Consider the following 15580-nt stretch of genomic DNA (forward strand, 5'->3'; position numbering starts at 1 on the left):
CATGCCGCGCAACCTCACGACCCTGCTCGCCCGCTTGCTGGTCGTGCTCGCCGTCCTCGCGACGGTGGTCGTCGCCGTCTTCGAAGCGCGCGAGCGGCGCAGCACCGCCGACGTCGTGCTCACCGTCGACGCGTCGGACCGCATCGGGCGGATCGCGCCAATCTGGGACGAGATCAACCTGTGGAAGCTCTACCTCAGGTTCGGTGTGCAGCAGCCCGACGTCAGCGAGTACGTCGGCGAGGGCTGGCTCGTGCAGCGCGCGCCGTGGCTGCGCTTTGCGCGCGTCAATACCATCCTGGGCGGCAACTGGGCGCCGGAGATCGCGCCGTGGTGCGACCGCGCCGAGAAGTCGGACGCACACCCCGACGTCCACCCGTGGGAGTGCGGCAAGGACGGCGTGCCGGGCGCCGCGGCAGCGAACGAGCTCGTCGGCCGCGTCGACGGCGAGCTGGTGGTCGACTACCGCCCGCTGCGCCTCGCGGTCGAGCGCCTGCTGAAGACCGGCGTCGCGCCGCACCTCAACATCTCGTCGGCGCCGTCCGCCTTCACCGGCGGCAAGGTCGACTACGGCTTCTACCACTGGAACGGCGCGCCGGTGGCCGACCTCGAGGGCTGGAGCGCGTTCGTCGAAGGCGCGTTCCGCACTCTCGCGGACCTCGGCACCGACGGCTGGCGGGTGTCGATCATCAACGAGCCGAACTGCTTGATCCTGCTCGGCGACGATCCGAAGCCGCACCACGTCGGCTACTCGGGCTCGCCGCAGGACTACGCGCGCACCTTCGTCGCCACGGTGCGCGCGATCCGGCGTGCGGCGCCCGCCGTCTCGATCCAGGCCGGCAACTACGTCACCAGCGCGACCTTCCCGGGCGAGGACAACCTCGCGATCTACCTGCGCGCGCTGCGCGAGGAGCTCGACGCGTCCGGCGACGTGCGCTGGCAGGACCTGCCGGTGATCTCGCTCAGCCTCTACGAGACGCCCGACACGACGCTGTACGAGTTCCTGCCCAAGCGCGTCGCGCGGCTCGAGAAGGCGCAGCGCGACGCCGGCCTCGAGGTGAAGCCGATCAAGGTCGACGAGCTCGAGATCCACCACGACGTCCGCGCGCCGTTCGAGGAGCGCAGCGCGCAGCGCCTCGACACGACGCTGTTCGCGGCGAGCTGGCACGCCGAGGCGCAGCGGCTCTTTCTCGACTCCGGCAAGGTGGTGTCGACGGCGAGCTGGCTCACGCACTCGTTCGACGAGGGCCACGGCCTCGCGCCGTACCCGAAGGCCGCGGTGTACGGGATGCTCGGCGTGCTCGCGGGCGAGCTGCGCACGGTGGACGACGGCGAGACGCTGAAGTTCGCGCCGACGGGTCGCACGCACGGCCTGCCGCGCGTCGCGGTCTACGGCGGCCGGCGCTGGCGCGCGGACGTCGCACGTTCCACGGACGAGGCCGCGCGCGACGCGGCGGGACGCATCGCGCGCTCGCTCGACGCGCTCGCGACCCGCAGCCGCAACCGCGTGCGCGTGCTCGTCGTCTACCACCAGAACGAGCCCGTGCAGGACGACGCGCCCTTGCGCCGTGCGCTCGCCCGCGACGTGGAGCTCGACGTCGTCGGCTTGCCGTCCGGCGCCTGGGTCGCGCGCTACTTGACGGTCGGCGGTCCGGAGGGCGTCGTCTGGCAAGGCGAGCGATCGAGCCCGCTGCGCTGGCACGACGCCGGCTGCACGCGCGCCGACGACGGTCGCGTCACGCTCGCGCCGCGGCCGATGGACGCCAACACCGTCTGGCTGTTCGAGCTCGAGCGTCGGCCACGCTGTCCATGAACGAGCTCGCGTCCACCGCTTCCACCGCTCCGGTCGTCGCCGCGGACGCGCTCACCAAGCGCTACGGCGACGTCCTCGCCGTCGACCGCGCGAGCTTCGCGGTCGCGCGCGGCGAGTTCTTCTCGCTGCTCGGACCCTCGGGCTGCGGCAAGACGACGCTCCTGCGACTTCTCGCCGGCTTCGAGACGCCGGACTCCGGACGCGTGCTGCTCGAGGGGGCCGACGTGACGCGCGTGCCGCCGTACCGGCGCAACGTCAACACGGTCTTCCAGCAGTACGCGCTGTTCCCGCACCTGACGGTCGCGGACAACGTCGCGTTCGGGCCGCGCGCCAAGGGGCTCGCACCCGACGAGGTCGGGCGACGGGTCGAGCGCATGCTCGCCATGGTGCGGCTCGAGGGCCTCGGCGGGCGACGGTCGGACGAGCTGTCGGGCGGGCAGCAGCAGCGGGTCGCGCTCGCGCGCGCGCTCGTCAATCACCCGAGCGCGCTGCTGCTCGACGAGCCGCTCTCCGCCCTCGACGTCGAGCTGCGCCAGGCGATGCGCGACGAGCTCACGCGGATCCAGCGCGAGGTCGGCATCGCGTTCGTCTTCGTGACCCACGACCAGGACGAGGCGCTGGCGCTTTCGGACCGCCTCGCGGTGATGCGCGCGGGACGGATCGAGCAGATCGGCACGCCGCAGGAGGTCTACCGCGCGCCGCGCACGGCGTTCGTCGCGCGCTTCATCGGCGGCGGCAACGTGCTGCCGGTGACGATCGAGGACGTGCGCGAGCGGCGCGCGTGCGTGCGCGTCGCCGGAGTCCTCGTGCTCGAGGTCGATCTGCCGGATGACGCTCCGGCATTCGCGCGCGGCGCGGCGGCCGCCCTACTCGCGCGTCCCGAGCACGTCGAGCTGCACGTCGCACCGCCGCAGGACGGCGCGCTCGCGGTGCGCGTCGCCGCGACCGCCTTCCAGGGCGCGACGGTGCGCGTCGTCGTGCGCACGGCGAGCGGCGACGAGATCGTCGCGCTCGCGCGCCCCGACGAGCCCGCGGCGCACCTTGCGCCCGGCAGCGACGCCTGGCTGCGTCTGCCGGCGCGACACCTGCGTCTGCTGCCCGCCGACGGCTGAACGAGCTCCCGGAGAGCGCGCCCGAGCGAGCCGCTCTCGGAGCAGCCCGCGCGCTACGCGGCCACGCCCGCCGTCGGCAGCGGTCCCGCGGCCGGCGCTGACGTCGTCTTGTCTGCGGGCGACGTCTCGGCGGCCTCGGCCGTCGTCGCGACAGCTTCGGGCTGCGCCTCGCGCGCCGCCTCGTGCGGCACGCGCACGATGAAGCTCGAGCCGCGCCCGAGCGACGAGCGCACCGTCAGCTCGCCGCCGAGCTGCTCGACGAGCCGCTCGACCAGCGCGAGCCCGATGCCGATGCGCGCGTGCGGATCGCCCTTCTCCTCGAGGCGGCGGAACGGCTGGAAGAGCCGCGGCAGCTCGCGCACGTCGAGCCCGATGCCGGTGTCGTCGACGCGCAGCTCGACCTCGCGCCGCTCCGGGACGTTGCGCACGCCGACGGTGATCGAGCCCTTCGAGGTGAACTTGACGGCGTTGTCGATCAGGCTCTCGAGGATGATGCGCAGGCGCAGCGGATCGCTCTCGATCGTCGGCAGGTCGCGATCGACCTTCCACACGAGCTCGACCTCGGGGTTGAGCCGTGGGCGCTCGCGACGCTGCGCCTGGGCCACGAGGTTGTCGACGCGCACTGGCTGCAGGCTGACCTGCGCGCGCGTGTCGTCGGCGTTGGCGACGCCCTCGAGGGTTCCGACGACGTGCAGCAGCGCGTGCGCGCCGTCGCGCACGCCGCCGAGCAGGCGGCGCTGCTCGACCGGGTCCGCGGCCGTGCTCGGGTCGAGCAGGTGGCTTGCGTCCTCGTGCATCGACTGCAGCTTGGCGCGCAGCTCGCGGCACGCCGCCGCGGTGCGATCGGCGCGCGCCATGGTCGCCACCAGCAGGTCGACGTACATCCGCTGCAGCGCGCTCGTCCGCTTGTTGACCTTGCCCTCGATCTCGCGCGCCCAGGCGAAGCCGCGGTCGGCGCGCTGACGCTCGCGACGGATCTGGTTCAGCACCTCGCCGTAGAACAGCGCGACCGTGAAGAAGAAGACCACGTGCAGCAGCCGCGGCGTCGTCAGCAGCTGGCCGCTCGGCGTCAAGTAGATGTCGGCGGCGCTGACGAAGATCGCGCCGAACAGCACCATCGGCAGGCTCTGGCTTGTCGCGGCGAGGAACAGCACGAAGAAGTAGAGCAGAAAGAACTCCTGCCCCATCGCGCCCGTCGAGTGGATCGCCCACGACACCCACAGCGTGTCGGCGATCAGCACCGGCGCCTCGACGTACCAGGCGAACAGCAAGTTCGCCGGCACGGCGGACAGCACGAGGTTGCTCGCCAGCGCGGCGACCACCATCACCGCCTGCATCGTGCCGATCTGCCCGTCCGGGTTCTGGAAGATCAGCAGGTAGGCGGCGACCGTGATGAAGACGTAGCGCAGGACGAGGAAGATCCCCTTTTGCCCGCCGCCGAAGTGCTTGAAGCTCACCGTCGTCTGAAACATCGTGCCTTGCTCCCCGGGCCGCGTTCCGGCCGGCCTCTGCCGGAAGCTTCGGCGGATTCTGGTTGCGACTTGCGAAACGTCGCGCGCGCCGCAGCGGGCGCGGAGCATCGAGCCTTGCGAGGCGCCGTGCCGCGCGCTCGGAGGCGCGCACGCTGTGACGCGCACTCGGCCGCGCGCGATCCGCGATCTGCGCGCTCAGCCCTCGCGGGCGACGAGCGGAGCGGGCGCGACGGTCGCGGGCGCCACGGCGACCACGGGCACGGCCGTGCGCACGAGCGACGCGAGCAGAACGAGCTCGATCCACAGCGCGTCGGCGAGCAGCAGGTGCACGAGCTGCAGCCACACCGGCGCGAGCAGCAGCAGGTTCACGAAGCCACACGCGACCTGCAGAACGACGGTCGCGACCGCCGCCCACGCGATCCGTGATGCTCGACGCTCGGCGCTGCGCAGCGCCACCACGGCCGCGGTCACGGCGACGAACGCGCCGAGCCCGACGCCGAGGATCGGGTGCAGGACACGCAAGCGCAGCAGGAAGTGCGCGGTCGGCGAGAAGTCCTGGCGGATGCCGTCGACCAGCGAGCGCGCCGGGAACAGCGTGTCGCCGAGCGCCGCGATGGCGCCCGTCGCGGAGATCGCCACCACGGCCGCCATCGCCGCGATCGGCAGCACGGGCCAGGTAGAGTGCGCGCGCGGCGCGCTCGCGCTCTCGGGCGGCGTCGCCGCCCAGCGCGCGGTGAGCGTCAGCGCGGCGAGCAGCGCGAAGGTGTTCAGCAGGTGCGCGACCATCGCGAAGGCGCGCATCGCCGACGCGTCGTACGCGACGAGCTCGAACAGCACGAGCCCCGCGCCGAGCAGCGCCTCGGCGATGATGAAGACCATGCTGGTGATCGCCCAGGTCCGCGTGCGGTCGCCGCGCGGCCGCGCCCGCAGCGTCCAGACCAGCAGGCCGATGACGAGCAGCAGCGCGACGCCGCTCGTCAGACGGTGCGTGAGCTCGATCAGCGTCTCGATCTCCGGCGCCCGCGGCACCACCTCGCCGTTGCACAGCGGCCAGTGCGCGCCGCAGCCCGCCCCCGAGCCGGTCGCCCGCACGAAGGCGCCCCACAAGATGACGGCGACGTTCCAGCCGAGGACCAGCGCGGCGTAGGCGGCGAGGCTCACCAGGCCACGCGTAGCATGCCGACGCCCGCGGCGCCGCGTCGGCCGCGGACGCGGACCTGCCGCGGCTCGCCGACGCCGGACCGCACGCACGCCCTCGCCAGCTATTTACATCCCTGACGGGTCGTATATGCGGGGGGCCCGACGCGCGATCCGGTCGCCGTAGTTCGCGGCTGGGCGTGGAGGTGACGCAGAGGGGGACCGATCCATGCGTGAAAGGATGGCGATCAGGGCCACCGGGCGGGCTGCCGCGCTCGTCGCCACGGTGCTCGCCTTTGCCGGCGCTGCCGCGGCGCAGCCCATCCCGATCAGCGAGTTCGCGCCGCGCAACATCGACAAGGCGGTGGCGCGCTCGATCCTGCAGACGGTGTCGCAGCTGCCGCCGGTGACCAACGTCGGCCTGAGCTACCGCTACGACCCCGAGCTCGACACCTACGTCGCGGTGCGCGACAGCCTCGGCAGCGGCATGGTCCCGTCGGCGCGCTTCGCGCGCAAGGGAAGCTTCACCGGCATCGTGTCGTTCGCCTGGTTCGAGCTCGACGAGCTTGCCGGCCGCGACTCGACGGCGGTCGTGGTGAACGTGCCGGCGGACCGCTTCAATCCCGATGGGCCGCGGCTCGACCTGGGCGTCGCCGCGCGCGTCAAGACAGAAGTCTACGTGGTCCGGCTCGCCGGTCGCTACACCATCCTCGACAACATGGACGTCGGCATCACGCTGCCGCTGATCATCACCGACGTCTCGAGCCGCTATCTCGTCCAGCAGCTCCAGGGCCAGGACGAGATCGCCCAGTTCGCGCGCCGCGGCGTGCACGCGCCCGACCTCGGCAACACGCTGATCGACACGCGGCTCAACCGCATCGCCTTCCCCGGCGGCTTCAACGAGGGCACCAACTTCGACTTCGGCAACATGGTGCTCGACACCAAGTACGGCTTCCCGCTCGACATCGAGGGCGTCGCGCTGGGCGCGCAGCTCGAGCTGCGGCTACCGACGGCGAGCGAGGCGCGCTTCACCGGCACGGACTCGACGAGCCTGCGCGCGCTGCTGCTCGCGAGCTACCAGTCCGAGGTGCTCGGCTTCTACCTCGCCGGCGGCTACGAGCAGGACTTCTCGACCGAGGTGCTGTCGAACGGCTCGATCTCCGCGAGCCTCACGGCGCAGATCATTCCCGCGCTGCTCGCCGAGGTCGGCATGAACGCGAACTTCTACCGCAAGGACATCGACCTGTTCGACTCGCGTCGCTTCGACGTCGTGCTGCCGAGCACCCGCATCGTCGCGGGCAGCTCGCAGCTCGGCACGAAGGAGGTGAACTTCGGCGGCGGCATCCGCTTCAACCCGTGGTCGGATCTGTCGGTCAGCGCGTACGCGTCGACGCCGGTCAGCGACGACGGATACCGTCCGGGCGAGATCGTCGCCGTGTCGCTCGACTATCCGTTCTGAGACGTTTCGAGGAGGTCACCATGTCCCTTCCCGGAAGCTTCGTGCGGCTCGTCGCCGCGGGGATCGTGCTGGCTGCCGCCGTCGCCGCCTGCAGCGGCGACAGCTTCGAGCCGGGCGAGACGATCTACACCGGCATCATCATCGTGCCGCCCGAGCAGCAGTGTGAGGGCTGCACGAGCGTCAACGTGGAGGCGCAGCTCCTCGAGCTCGAGCAGAACCAACCGCCGCGCATCATCAAGTGCGTGCGGACCAACGAGCGCGGGATCTACGACACCTCGACGCCGAACACCTGTCCCGAGCGCAGCAACGGCCAGCTGCCGCCGGGCGACGGCCAGCGGACGGTGATCGTCGTCGCGACCGTCAACTCGCAGGGCGGGCAGATCGGCGGCCTGATCTCGTCGCGTCTGGGCTCGGTCACGCAGACCGACTTCAACAGCACGACGCACGTCGCCTGCACGGCGGGGCTGTTCCTCGTCGCGGGCACCGAGTCGTTCGGCGACCCCGGCTGCATGGTGCGCGCGTCCTGCCCGAGCGGCGCGCCGAACTGCTTCCCGTCGCTCGCGCCGAACGACGTCGACGAGGCGCGCATCGATACGCTCGAGGCCGCGGGCGAGCTGATCGGCGGGCAGGTCGACTTCACGACCGCCGACGGCTCGAACCGCGCCGCCTGCGCGGTGATCGTCTGCACGCAGGCGGGCACCGTTCCGGCGACGCAGGAGTGCCTCGAGCAGCAGCTCGCGAGCTGAGCGACTGAGCAGCACGGCGTGCGCGCCCGCCCGCGCGGCGGGCGCGTCGCCTGTCGTCACCGGTAGATGAACGGAAGTTCATCTGCCGGAAAGGAAATCGCGCAGGCGGCGAACGTATCAACCTGGCGAGCGGCGGATACCCCGCCCGAAGCCAGGAGGATACGGTTCGATGAACGAACAGGTTGCCGTCTTTCCCGCCGACGCGACGAAGCCACAGACGCAGCTCGCGCGCCTGCGCGAGCACTTGAACACCTGCATCGTCGGCCAGGAGACCCTGATCGACCGGCTGCTGATCGCGCTGCTGGCCGACGGCCATCTTCTGGTCGAGGGCGCGCCGGGTCTCGCCAAGACCAAGGCGATCCGCGCGCTGGCGCGCGCCATCGAGGGTGACGACCACCGCATCCAGTTCACCCCCGATCTGCTGCCGGCCGACCTGACCGGCACCGACGTCTACCGCCCGGAGGACGGCAGCTTCGTCTTCCAGCGCGGCCCGATCTTCCACAACCTCGTCCTCGCCGACGAGATCAACCGCGCGCCGGCCAAGGTGCAGTCGGCGCTGCTCGAGGCGATGGCCGAGCGCCAGGTGACGGTCGGGCGCCACACCTACGCGCTGCCGCGGCTGTTCCTGGTCATGGCGACGCAGAACCCGATCGAGCAGGAGGGGACCTACCCGCTGCCCGAGGCGCAGCTCGACCGCTTCCTGATGCACATCCGCGTCGGCTACCCGAACGCGAGCTCGGAGCGGAAAATCCTCGAGCTGGTGCGCGCCGAGGCCCGCGAGGGCACGACGCCCACCATCCCGACCGTCACGCAGAGCACGATCTTCGCCGCGCGCAACCAGGTGCTCGACACCTACCTCGCGCCGGCGCTCGAGGAGTACGTCGTCCAGCTCGTCCTCGCGACGCGCGACCCCTCGCCATACGGCGACGACCTCGCCCGGCTCGTGCGCTGCGGCGCGAGCCCGCGCGGCACCATCGCGCTCGACCGCTGCGCGCGCGCCCACGCCTGGCTGCGCGGCGCCGAGTTCGTCACGCCCGAGGACGTGCACGCGATCGCCAAGGACGTCCTGCGCCACCGCGTGCTGCTGACCTTCGAGGCCGAGGCCGACGGCGTGACGCCCGACGACTTCATCGACGAGCTGATCCGCCGCGTCCCGCTCGTCTGACGCCACCCGACTTCGGAGTCCGACATGCACGAGGGCTACGGCATCACCGCGACCGTCGCGGAGCTCGTCAAGCATAGATCCGCCGCCGGGCGTCTGCACGGCGCCCCGCGCGGACGCGTCCGCACGCTGCACGCCGGCGTCCACGCCTCGACTTTCCGCGGCCGCGGCATGGAGTTCGACGAGACCCGCGCCTACCAGCCGGGCGACGACGTGCGCGCGATCGACTGGCGCGTGACGGCGCGCACCGGCCGCGTCCACACCAAGCTCTTCCACGAGGAGCGCGAGCGTCCGGTGCTGCTGCTCGTCGACGAGCGGCCGCACATGCGCTTCGGGACGCGCGACGCCTTCAAGTCGGTCGTCGCGGCGCGCGCCGCGGCGGCGATCGCGTGGTCGGCGCGCGACGCCGGCGACCGCGTCGGCGCGCTGATCCTGTCCGACGCCACGCTGCGCGAGTCGATGACCGCGCCGCAGCGGAGCCGCGCGCGGCTCCTCCACCTGCTGCGCAAGCTGAGCGACGCCACGTCGCGCACGCCTGCCGTGGCCGGCAACGAGCATCCCCCCTCGCTCGCGGACGCGCTGTCCTCCCTGGCGCGCTCCAGCCGGCCCGGCACCCTCATCCACGTCATCAGCGACTTCGTCGACCTCGACGACGCGGCCGAGCGCGAGCTCGCCCGCCTCGCGCGCGGTCGCGAGGTCGCGTGCGTGCTGGTCTACGACCGGCTCGAGGCGGCGCTGCCGTCGGCCTCCGGGCTGCGGGTGAGCGACGGCGAGCGCGTGATCGAGCTGCCGACGTCGCGCGCCTGGCGCGAGAAGTACGCCGCGCGCTTCGCCGAGCGGCGCGCGCGCCTCGAGCGCATCTGCCGCGAGCGCGGCTTCGGCTTCGTCGCGCTCGCGACCGGCGACGACGTGCCGTCGGTGCTGCGCGCCGCCGCCGCGCGCCACGTGCGCGGTGCGCATGCGCTCGCGGCTGCCGCCGCGACGCCCGCGACGCCGGTCGCTGCGAGGCCCGCCACGGCGGCCCCGATCTCCGAGGCGACGCGCGTGGCGAGGAGAGCACACGGAGGTCTCCGATGACGCCCACCATCGACCCGACCGCCGCCGGCGATCCGCTCGCCGCGCTGCGCGGGCTGCATCTCCCCGAGCCGGTCGGCTTCTGGCCGCCCGCGCCCGGCTGGTGGATCGCGGCGGGGTTGCTCGTCGCGTCCGCGGTCGGCGTGTGGCTCTGGCGCCGCGCACGGCGACGCAGCGTCGCGCGGCACGCGCTGCGCGAGCTCGACGCGCTCGCGGTGCGCAGCGGAACGGAGGACCTGCAGGCGCTCGCGACCGCGGTGTCGGAGCTGCTGCGCCGTCTCGCGCTGGTCCGCTTCGGACGCGCGCGGGTCGCCGCGCTGCACGGCCGCGCCTGGCAGAGCTTCCTCTCCGAGACCGCGCCCCGCTCGCGTCGCGCGCGCTTCGACGCCGACGCCGGACTCCTGCTGTCGCTCGCGCCCTACGCGCCGGCGGGCGCCGAGTGCTTGACGCTCGCCGGCGCCACCCTCGATCGCGCGGGTCTGCTCGCGGCGGCCCGCGCGTGGATCAAGGAGAACGCATGATCGAGCTCGCCTGGCCGTGGGCCTTCGCCCTCCTGCCGCTGCCGTTCGTCGTGCGCGCGCTGCTGCCCGCCGCGCCGCTCGGGCGCGCGGGCGCGCTGCGCGTCCCGTTCTTCGCCCGTCTCGCGACGACCGAAGCCGGCCCACACGCCGGCACGCGTCGTCGCTGGCTGCTCGGCGCGATGACGCTCGCCTGGGTCGCGCTGGTCGCCGCCGCCGCGCGCCCGCAGTGGGTCGGCGAGCCGCTGCCGCTTCCCGCCGAGGGACGCGACCTGATGCTGGTCACCGACATCTCGGGCAGCATGGCGCGCGACGACTTCACGCTCGGCGGCGTGCCGACCGACCGCCTGACCGTCGTCAAGCAAGTCGCCGACGAGTTCATCGCGCGCCGCGAAGGCGACCGCGTCGGCCTCGTGCTGTTCGGCACGCGGCCGTACCTGCAGGCGCCGCTCACCTTCGACCGCGACACCGTGCGCACGCTGCTCGACGAGGCCCAGGTCGGACTCGCCGGCGACGAGACCGCGCTCGGTGACGCGCTCGGCATGGCCGTCAAGCGCCTGCGCGAGCGTCCGGCCGAGAGCCGCGTCGTCGTGCTGCTGACCGACGGCGCGAGCAACGCCGGCACGCTCGACCCGCGCCAGGCCGCGAAGATCGCCGCCGAGGAAGGGATCCGGGTCTACACGATCGGCGTCGGCGCGGACGCGATGGCGGTCGCGACGCCGTTCGGCCGCCGCGTCGTCGACCCGTCCGCCGACCTCGACGAGGAGACGCTGCAGGCGATCGCCGACGAGACCGGCGGCGCGTACTTCCGCGCGAAGAACGTCGAGGGCCTGGCGACCATCTACCGCAAGATCGACGAGCTCGAGCCCGCGACCGCCGAGCCGCTCTACCTGCGGCCGACCAAGGAGCTCTTCCCGTGGCCGCTCGGCGTCGCGCTCGCGCTCACGCTCGGCATCGGCGCCGCGCTCGCGCGACCGTTCGCGACGTTCGGCGCGACGTCGAGCTCGGAGGTGCTGTCGTGATTCCGGAGAGCTTCCACTTCCTGCGCCCGGCGTGGCTGCTCGCGCTCGTGCCGGTCGCGCTGCTGCTGTGGCTGGGTCTGCGCTCGACGACCCGCGCCAGCGCGTGGCGGCGCGTGGTCGACGAGCACCTGCTGCGCCACCTGATGCTGACCGACGGCGGCACGGCGCGCCGCTGGCCGCTCGCCGCGGCCGGCGTGGCGCTCGCGGCGGCCTGCGTCGCGCTCGCCGGCCCCGCCTGGGAGCGCGTCCCGCAGCCGACCTTCACCGCGTCGCAGCCGGTCGTCGTCGCGCTCGACATGTCGCCGTCGATGGCGGCGAGCGACGTGCGGCCCTCGCGCCTCGGGCGCGCGCGCCACGAGCTGCACGACGTGCTCGAGCGCACGCGCGGCGGCCAGGTCGGGCTCGTCCTCTACACGGACGACGCCTTCGTCGCCTCGCCGCTCACCGACGACGCGCGCGTCATCGAAGAGATGGTGCCGTCGCTCGAGATGGGGCTCATGCCGCCGCGGCCGGCGCGCGCCGATCTCGCGATCGCTCGCGCGAGCACGCTGCTCGAGCAGGCCGGCGTCGCGTCGGGCGACATCCTGCTCTTGACGGCCGGCGTGGATCAGCGTCGCGACGAGACGCTCGCCGCGGCGCGCGCGGCGGCCGCGCGCGGGCACCGCGTGTCGGTGCTCGGCGTCGGCGAGCGCGACGGCCTCGACGTCGAAGCGCTCGAGCAGCTCGCCCGCGCGGGCGGCGGCCGCTTCGCCGTGCTCACCGCCGACGACGCGGACCTCGAGGTCGTGCTGCCGCGTCGCGCAGCGACCGGCGGCGCGCTCGCGCCCGGCGCGTCGAGCGCCCAGGCCGACGTCTGGCGCGACGCCGGCGTCTACCTCGTGCTGATCCCGCTGCTGCTCGCACCCCTCGCCTTCCGCCGCGGGCTCGTCGCCGCGGTGGCGCTGGCACTGCTCGCGGCGGCCCCGGCGCGCGCCGAGGCGAGCGTGTGGAGCGACCTGTGGAGCCGCCGCGACCAGCAGGCGCAGCGCGCGCTCCAGGCGGGCGATCCCGCGACCGCGGCGCAGCTCTTCGAGGATCCCGCGTGGAAGGCGGCGGCGCAGTACGAGAGCGGCGACTTCGCCGCCGCGGTCGAGGCCTACCGCCAGCTGCCGGGCGACGACAACGTCTACAACCTCGGCAACGCGCTCGCGCGCTCGGGCCAGCTCGAGGAGGCGATCGCCGCCTACGATCGCGTGCTGGCGAGCGTCCCCGACCACGCGGACGCGAAGTTCAACCGCGACCTCGTGCAGAAGCTGCTCGACCAGCGCCGCCAGCAAGAGCAGCAGCAGCAGCAGCAGCAGCGCGAGCCGCAGGAGCAAAGCTCCGGCGGTGGCTCGCAGCAGGAGAACGAGCAGAGCGAGCAAGCACGAAACGAGCGCGGGCAGGACGAGAGCGCGCAAGGCCAGAGCGGCGACGGCGGCACGGACGCACAGGCGTCGGCCGAGCAGCAGGAGCCGCAGTCCGGCTCGTCCGCGGACGAGTCGCGCAGCGCCGACGCCGGCGGCGAGCAGTTCGAGCCGCAGCCGGCCGAGCCGCAGACCGCGCAAGGGTCCGAGGAGCAGCCCGAGAGCCAGCAGGACGGCGCGCAGGCGAGCGCGCGTCGAGCATCCGACGACGGCGCGTCCCCCGAGGACGACGCCGCGGACGGCGCTGCCGCGCGCGCCGAGCAGAACGCGAACGACGAGCAGGCCGAGCAGGATCGCTCGCTCGCCGAGCGCCTCACGCAGGCCCTGCAGGGCGACGAGGCGCAGGACGACGCCAATGCGGAGCAGCCCGAGGAGCCGCGCGAGCAGGCGCAGGGCGCCGGCAGCGGTCGTCCGCTGACCGAGCGCGAGCAGGCGCGCGAGCAGGCGCTGCGCGCGATCCCCGACGATCCCGGCGGGCTCCTGCGCGCCAAGATCCGCCGCCACTACGCCGAGAAACGCTACTCGCAACGGGAGGACATCTCGCCATGGTGATTCGATCGACTTCTTGCCGCCGCGCGCTCGCAGCGCTGGCTGCGGTCGCGATCGTCGCGAGCGCAGGCGTCGCGAGCGCCGCGGTCCACGCGAGCCTCGACCGCGACGTCGTGCACGAGGATGACACCTTGCGCTTGACGCTGTCGGGCGACGCGCAGGGCGAGCCCGACCTCACGCCGCTCGCCCGGGACTTCGAGATCCTCGGCACGCAGCAGAGCCACAGCGTGAGCATCGTGAACGGCCGGGTCGACGCGAAGCGCGAGCTCGAGGTGCTGCTGCGGCCGAAGCGTTCCGGCGAGCTCGAGATCCCGGCGCTGCGCGTCGGCGACGAGAGCACCACGCCGCTGACCGTCTCGGTGCTCGACGCCGCTGCGGCGCCGGGCGCGAGCCGCGGCACGACGGGCGCGGGCCGCGGCGCGACGAGCGCGGGCCGCGGCGCCGCGGGCACGGCGAGCAACGCCGCGTCCGTCACCGACCGCCACGACGCGCCGGATCTGTTCGTCGAGGCCACCGTCGATCGCGACGACCCGTTCGTCCAGGGCGAGGTGCGCTACACGGTGCGCGTCTTCGACGGCGTCGGCATCCGCGAGGGCGCGCTCACCGAGCCCGCGGCGGACGGCGTGCGCGTCGAGCCGCGCGGCGACACGCGGACGTACGAAGAGATCGTCGACGGACGGCGCTACGTCGTGCACGAGCGCGAGTACGCGCTCTACCCGCAGGAGAGCGGCACGGTGACGATCCCGCCGGTCGTGCTGCAGGCGCGCGTCCGCGACCCGCAGCGCGGCGCCGCGCGCTCGCCGTTCGACGACGCGTTCGACGACGCCTTCGGCGGCTTCCCGGGCGACGACGTCCTCGCCGAGATGCTCGCCCGCATGCGCTCGCGCTCGTTCTTCGGCTCGTCGCTGATCGACCGCATGATGAACCCGGGGCGCGAGGTGCGCGTGCGCTCGAACCCGGTCGAGCTCTCGGTGCAGGCGCGTCCCGCCGACGCGGGTCAAGGCTGGTTCCTGCCCGCGCGCTCGGTGACGCTCGAGGAGAGCTGGCGTCCGGCGCAGCCGACCTTCCGGGTTGGCGAGACCGTGCGGCGCACGATCCTGCTGCGCGCCGAGGGCGCGTCCGCCGCGCAGCTCCCGCCGCTCGAGGTGACGACGCCCGACGGCATCCGCCAGTACGCGGCCGGAACGCCGCGGACGACCTCGGGCAGCGACGTCGCCGAGTCCGTGCACACCTTCGAGCTCGTGCCGACGCGCGCCGGCACCTTCACGCTGCCCGCCGTCGAGGTCGAGTGGTGGGACGTCGAGGCGAAGGTCGCGCGCACGGCGACGCTGCCGGCGCAGACCATCGAGGTGCTGCCGGCGCCGGGCACGCAGCACGCGGATGCGGGCTCGGCTGCGGCGCCTGCCGCGAAGGGCGCCGCGTCCGTCGCCGCGCCGGCGTCGGAGGTCGCGACCGGTGCCGCGTCCGGCGTCCCGTCGAGCGTCAAGGATGCCGTCGCAACCGGCGACGACACGCTGCCCTCCGAGCTCACCGCGCTCGCGACGCATCCGGCGGTGCTCGCCGCCGGCGCCGTCGCGGTCCTGCTGCTCCTCCTCGCCGCGACGTGGCGGCTCGCGCGTCGCACCCCCGCCGCCGATGCCGCCACGGCGAGCGGCGCGTCGCCCGCCGCCTCGCACGTCGCCCCGCGCGCCCTGGTCGATGCCCTCCGCCAGGCGTGCGCGAGCGGCGACGCGCGGGCGGCGCGCGACGCGCTCGTTGCGTGGGGCCGCGCCGAGTGGCCGCACGCGGCGCCGGCGACCGCGCGCGAGGTGGCGCGCCGTCTCGGCCACGCGGGACTGAAGCGCGCGGTCGAGCGGCTCGACGACGCGCTCTACGCGCCGCGCGGCGCCGCGTTCGACGGCGACGCGCTGTGGCGCGAGTTCCGCACGGCGCGCGGTCGGCGCGCACGCGATGCGCACGACGACGCGGCGACGCCGCTTCCCCCGCTCTACCCGACCTCGTCCGCCTGCATCTCCTAGCCGCGAGCGGGACGTAGAAACCACGACGGGCGCGAACGACCCCGGCAATCCACCGG

General features: G+C 73.7%; 12 protein-coding genes. 10 read left to right on the top strand and 2 right to left on the bottom strand.

Annotated elements, in window-relative coordinates:
- Position 1: 1 nt before the first annotated feature.
- Together VIS07_00760 and VIS07_00765 are read left to right on the top strand one after the other, a co-directional pair.
- Positions 2-1810 (top strand): hypothetical protein, encoded by a 1809-nt coding sequence (locus tag VIS07_00760; GenBank protein HEY8514025.1) that lies wholly within the window; start codon positions 2-4, stop codon positions 1808-1810.
- A complete protein-coding gene (locus tag VIS07_00765) occupies positions 1807-2922 on the top strand; it encodes an ABC transporter ATP-binding protein (GenBank protein ID HEY8514026.1) in 1116 nt (371 codons plus the stop codon). The genes VIS07_00760 and VIS07_00765 overlap by 4 nt, the downstream gene beginning before the upstream one ends.
- Before the next feature lie 53 nt (positions 2923-2975).
- Here VIS07_00765 and VIS07_00770 read toward each other — a convergent pair whose 3' ends face one another.
- Together VIS07_00770 and VIS07_00775 are read right to left on the bottom strand one after the other, a co-directional pair.
- The gene (locus VIS07_00770) at positions 2976-4394 is read right to left on the bottom strand and encodes a HAMP domain-containing sensor histidine kinase (GenBank protein ID HEY8514027.1); all 1419 of its coding nucleotides are present in this window, start codon (positions 4392-4394) and stop codon (positions 2976-2978) included.
- 195 nt (positions 4395-4589) lie between these two features.
- Positions 4590-5555: a COX15/CtaA family protein gene (locus VIS07_00775; GenBank protein HEY8514028.1), complete on the bottom strand. Its 966-nt coding sequence runs from the start codon at positions 5553-5555 to the stop codon at positions 4590-4592.
- 217 nt (positions 5556-5772) lie between these two features.
- Between VIS07_00775 and VIS07_00780 the strand changes: the two genes are divergently transcribed.
- The 8 genes from VIS07_00780 (at position 5773) to VIS07_00815 (ending at position 15524) form a co-directional block, all read left to right on the top strand.
- The gene (locus tag VIS07_00780) at positions 5773-6990 is read left to right on the top strand and encodes a hypothetical protein (GenBank protein HEY8514029.1); all 1218 of its coding nucleotides are present in this window, start codon (positions 5773-5775) and stop codon (positions 6988-6990) included.
- 20 nt (positions 6991-7010) lie between these two features.
- On the top strand, positions 7011-7736 hold the full coding sequence (locus VIS07_00785) for a hypothetical protein (protein ID HEY8514030.1): 726 nt from the start codon (positions 7011-7013) through the stop codon (positions 7734-7736).
- A gap of 169 nt (positions 7737-7905) precedes the next feature.
- Positions 7906-8901, top strand: a complete 996-nt coding sequence (locus VIS07_00790; GenBank protein HEY8514031.1) for a MoxR family ATPase — start codon at positions 7906-7908, stop codon at positions 8899-8901.
- A gap of 24 nt (positions 8902-8925) precedes the next feature.
- Positions 8926-9975 (top strand): DUF58 domain-containing protein, encoded by a 1050-nt coding sequence (locus VIS07_00795; GenBank protein HEY8514032.1) that lies wholly within the window; start codon positions 8926-8928, stop codon positions 9973-9975.
- On the top strand, positions 9972-10493 hold the full coding sequence (locus VIS07_00800) for a DUF4381 domain-containing protein (protein ID HEY8514033.1): 522 nt from the start codon (positions 9972-9974) through the stop codon (positions 10491-10493). Before VIS07_00795 ends, VIS07_00800 begins: the two co-directional genes overlap by 4 nt.
- A complete protein-coding gene (locus tag VIS07_00805; GenBank protein ID HEY8514034.1) occupies positions 10490-11512 on the top strand; it encodes a VWA domain-containing protein in 1023 nt (340 codons plus the stop codon). Before VIS07_00800 ends, VIS07_00805 begins: the two co-directional genes overlap by 4 nt.
- Positions 11509-13509 (top strand): VWA domain-containing protein, encoded by a 2001-nt coding sequence (locus tag VIS07_00810; GenBank protein ID HEY8514035.1) that lies wholly within the window; start codon positions 11509-11511, stop codon positions 13507-13509. The genes VIS07_00805 and VIS07_00810 overlap by 4 nt, the downstream gene beginning before the upstream one ends.
- Positions 13503-15524: a BatD family protein gene (locus VIS07_00815; GenBank protein ID HEY8514036.1), complete on the top strand. Its 2022-nt coding sequence runs from the start codon at positions 13503-13505 to the stop codon at positions 15522-15524. The genes VIS07_00810 and VIS07_00815 overlap by 7 nt, the downstream gene beginning before the upstream one ends.
- The last annotated feature ends 56 nt before the right edge of the window (positions 15525-15580 follow it).

This window comes from Candidatus Binatia bacterium, assembly GCA_036563615.1.
GTDB lineage: Bacteria > Desulfobacterota > Binatia > UBA12015 > UBA12015 > DATCMB01.

Coding starts and splice junctions, on each gene's coding strand:
- VIS07_00805 (HEY8514034.1), top strand. CDS start 10,490: ATGATCGAGCTCGCCTGGCCGTGGGCCTTCGCCCTCCTGCCGCTGCCG.
- VIS07_00760 (HEY8514025.1), top strand. CDS start 2: ATGCCGCGCAACCTCACGACCCTGCTCGCCCGCTTGCTGGTCGTGCTC.
- VIS07_00815 (HEY8514036.1), top strand. CDS start 13,503: ATGGTGATTCGATCGACTTCTTGCCGCCGCGCGCTCGCAGCGCTGGCT.
- VIS07_00770 (HEY8514027.1), bottom strand. CDS start 4,394: ATGTTTCAGACGACGGTGAGCTTCAAGCACTTCGGCGGCGGGCAAAAG.
- VIS07_00785 (HEY8514030.1), top strand. CDS start 7,011: ATGTCCCTTCCCGGAAGCTTCGTGCGGCTCGTCGCCGCGGGGATCGTG.
- VIS07_00795 (HEY8514032.1), top strand. CDS start 8,926: ATGCACGAGGGCTACGGCATCACCGCGACCGTCGCGGAGCTCGTCAAG.
- VIS07_00790 (HEY8514031.1), top strand. CDS start 7,906: ATGAACGAACAGGTTGCCGTCTTTCCCGCCGACGCGACGAAGCCACAG.
- VIS07_00800 (HEY8514033.1), top strand. CDS start 9,972: ATGACGCCCACCATCGACCCGACCGCCGCCGGCGATCCGCTCGCCGCG.
- VIS07_00765 (HEY8514026.1), top strand. CDS start 1,807: ATGAACGAGCTCGCGTCCACCGCTTCCACCGCTCCGGTCGTCGCCGCG.
- VIS07_00780 (HEY8514029.1), top strand. CDS start 5,773: ATGGCGATCAGGGCCACCGGGCGGGCTGCCGCGCTCGTCGCCACGGTG.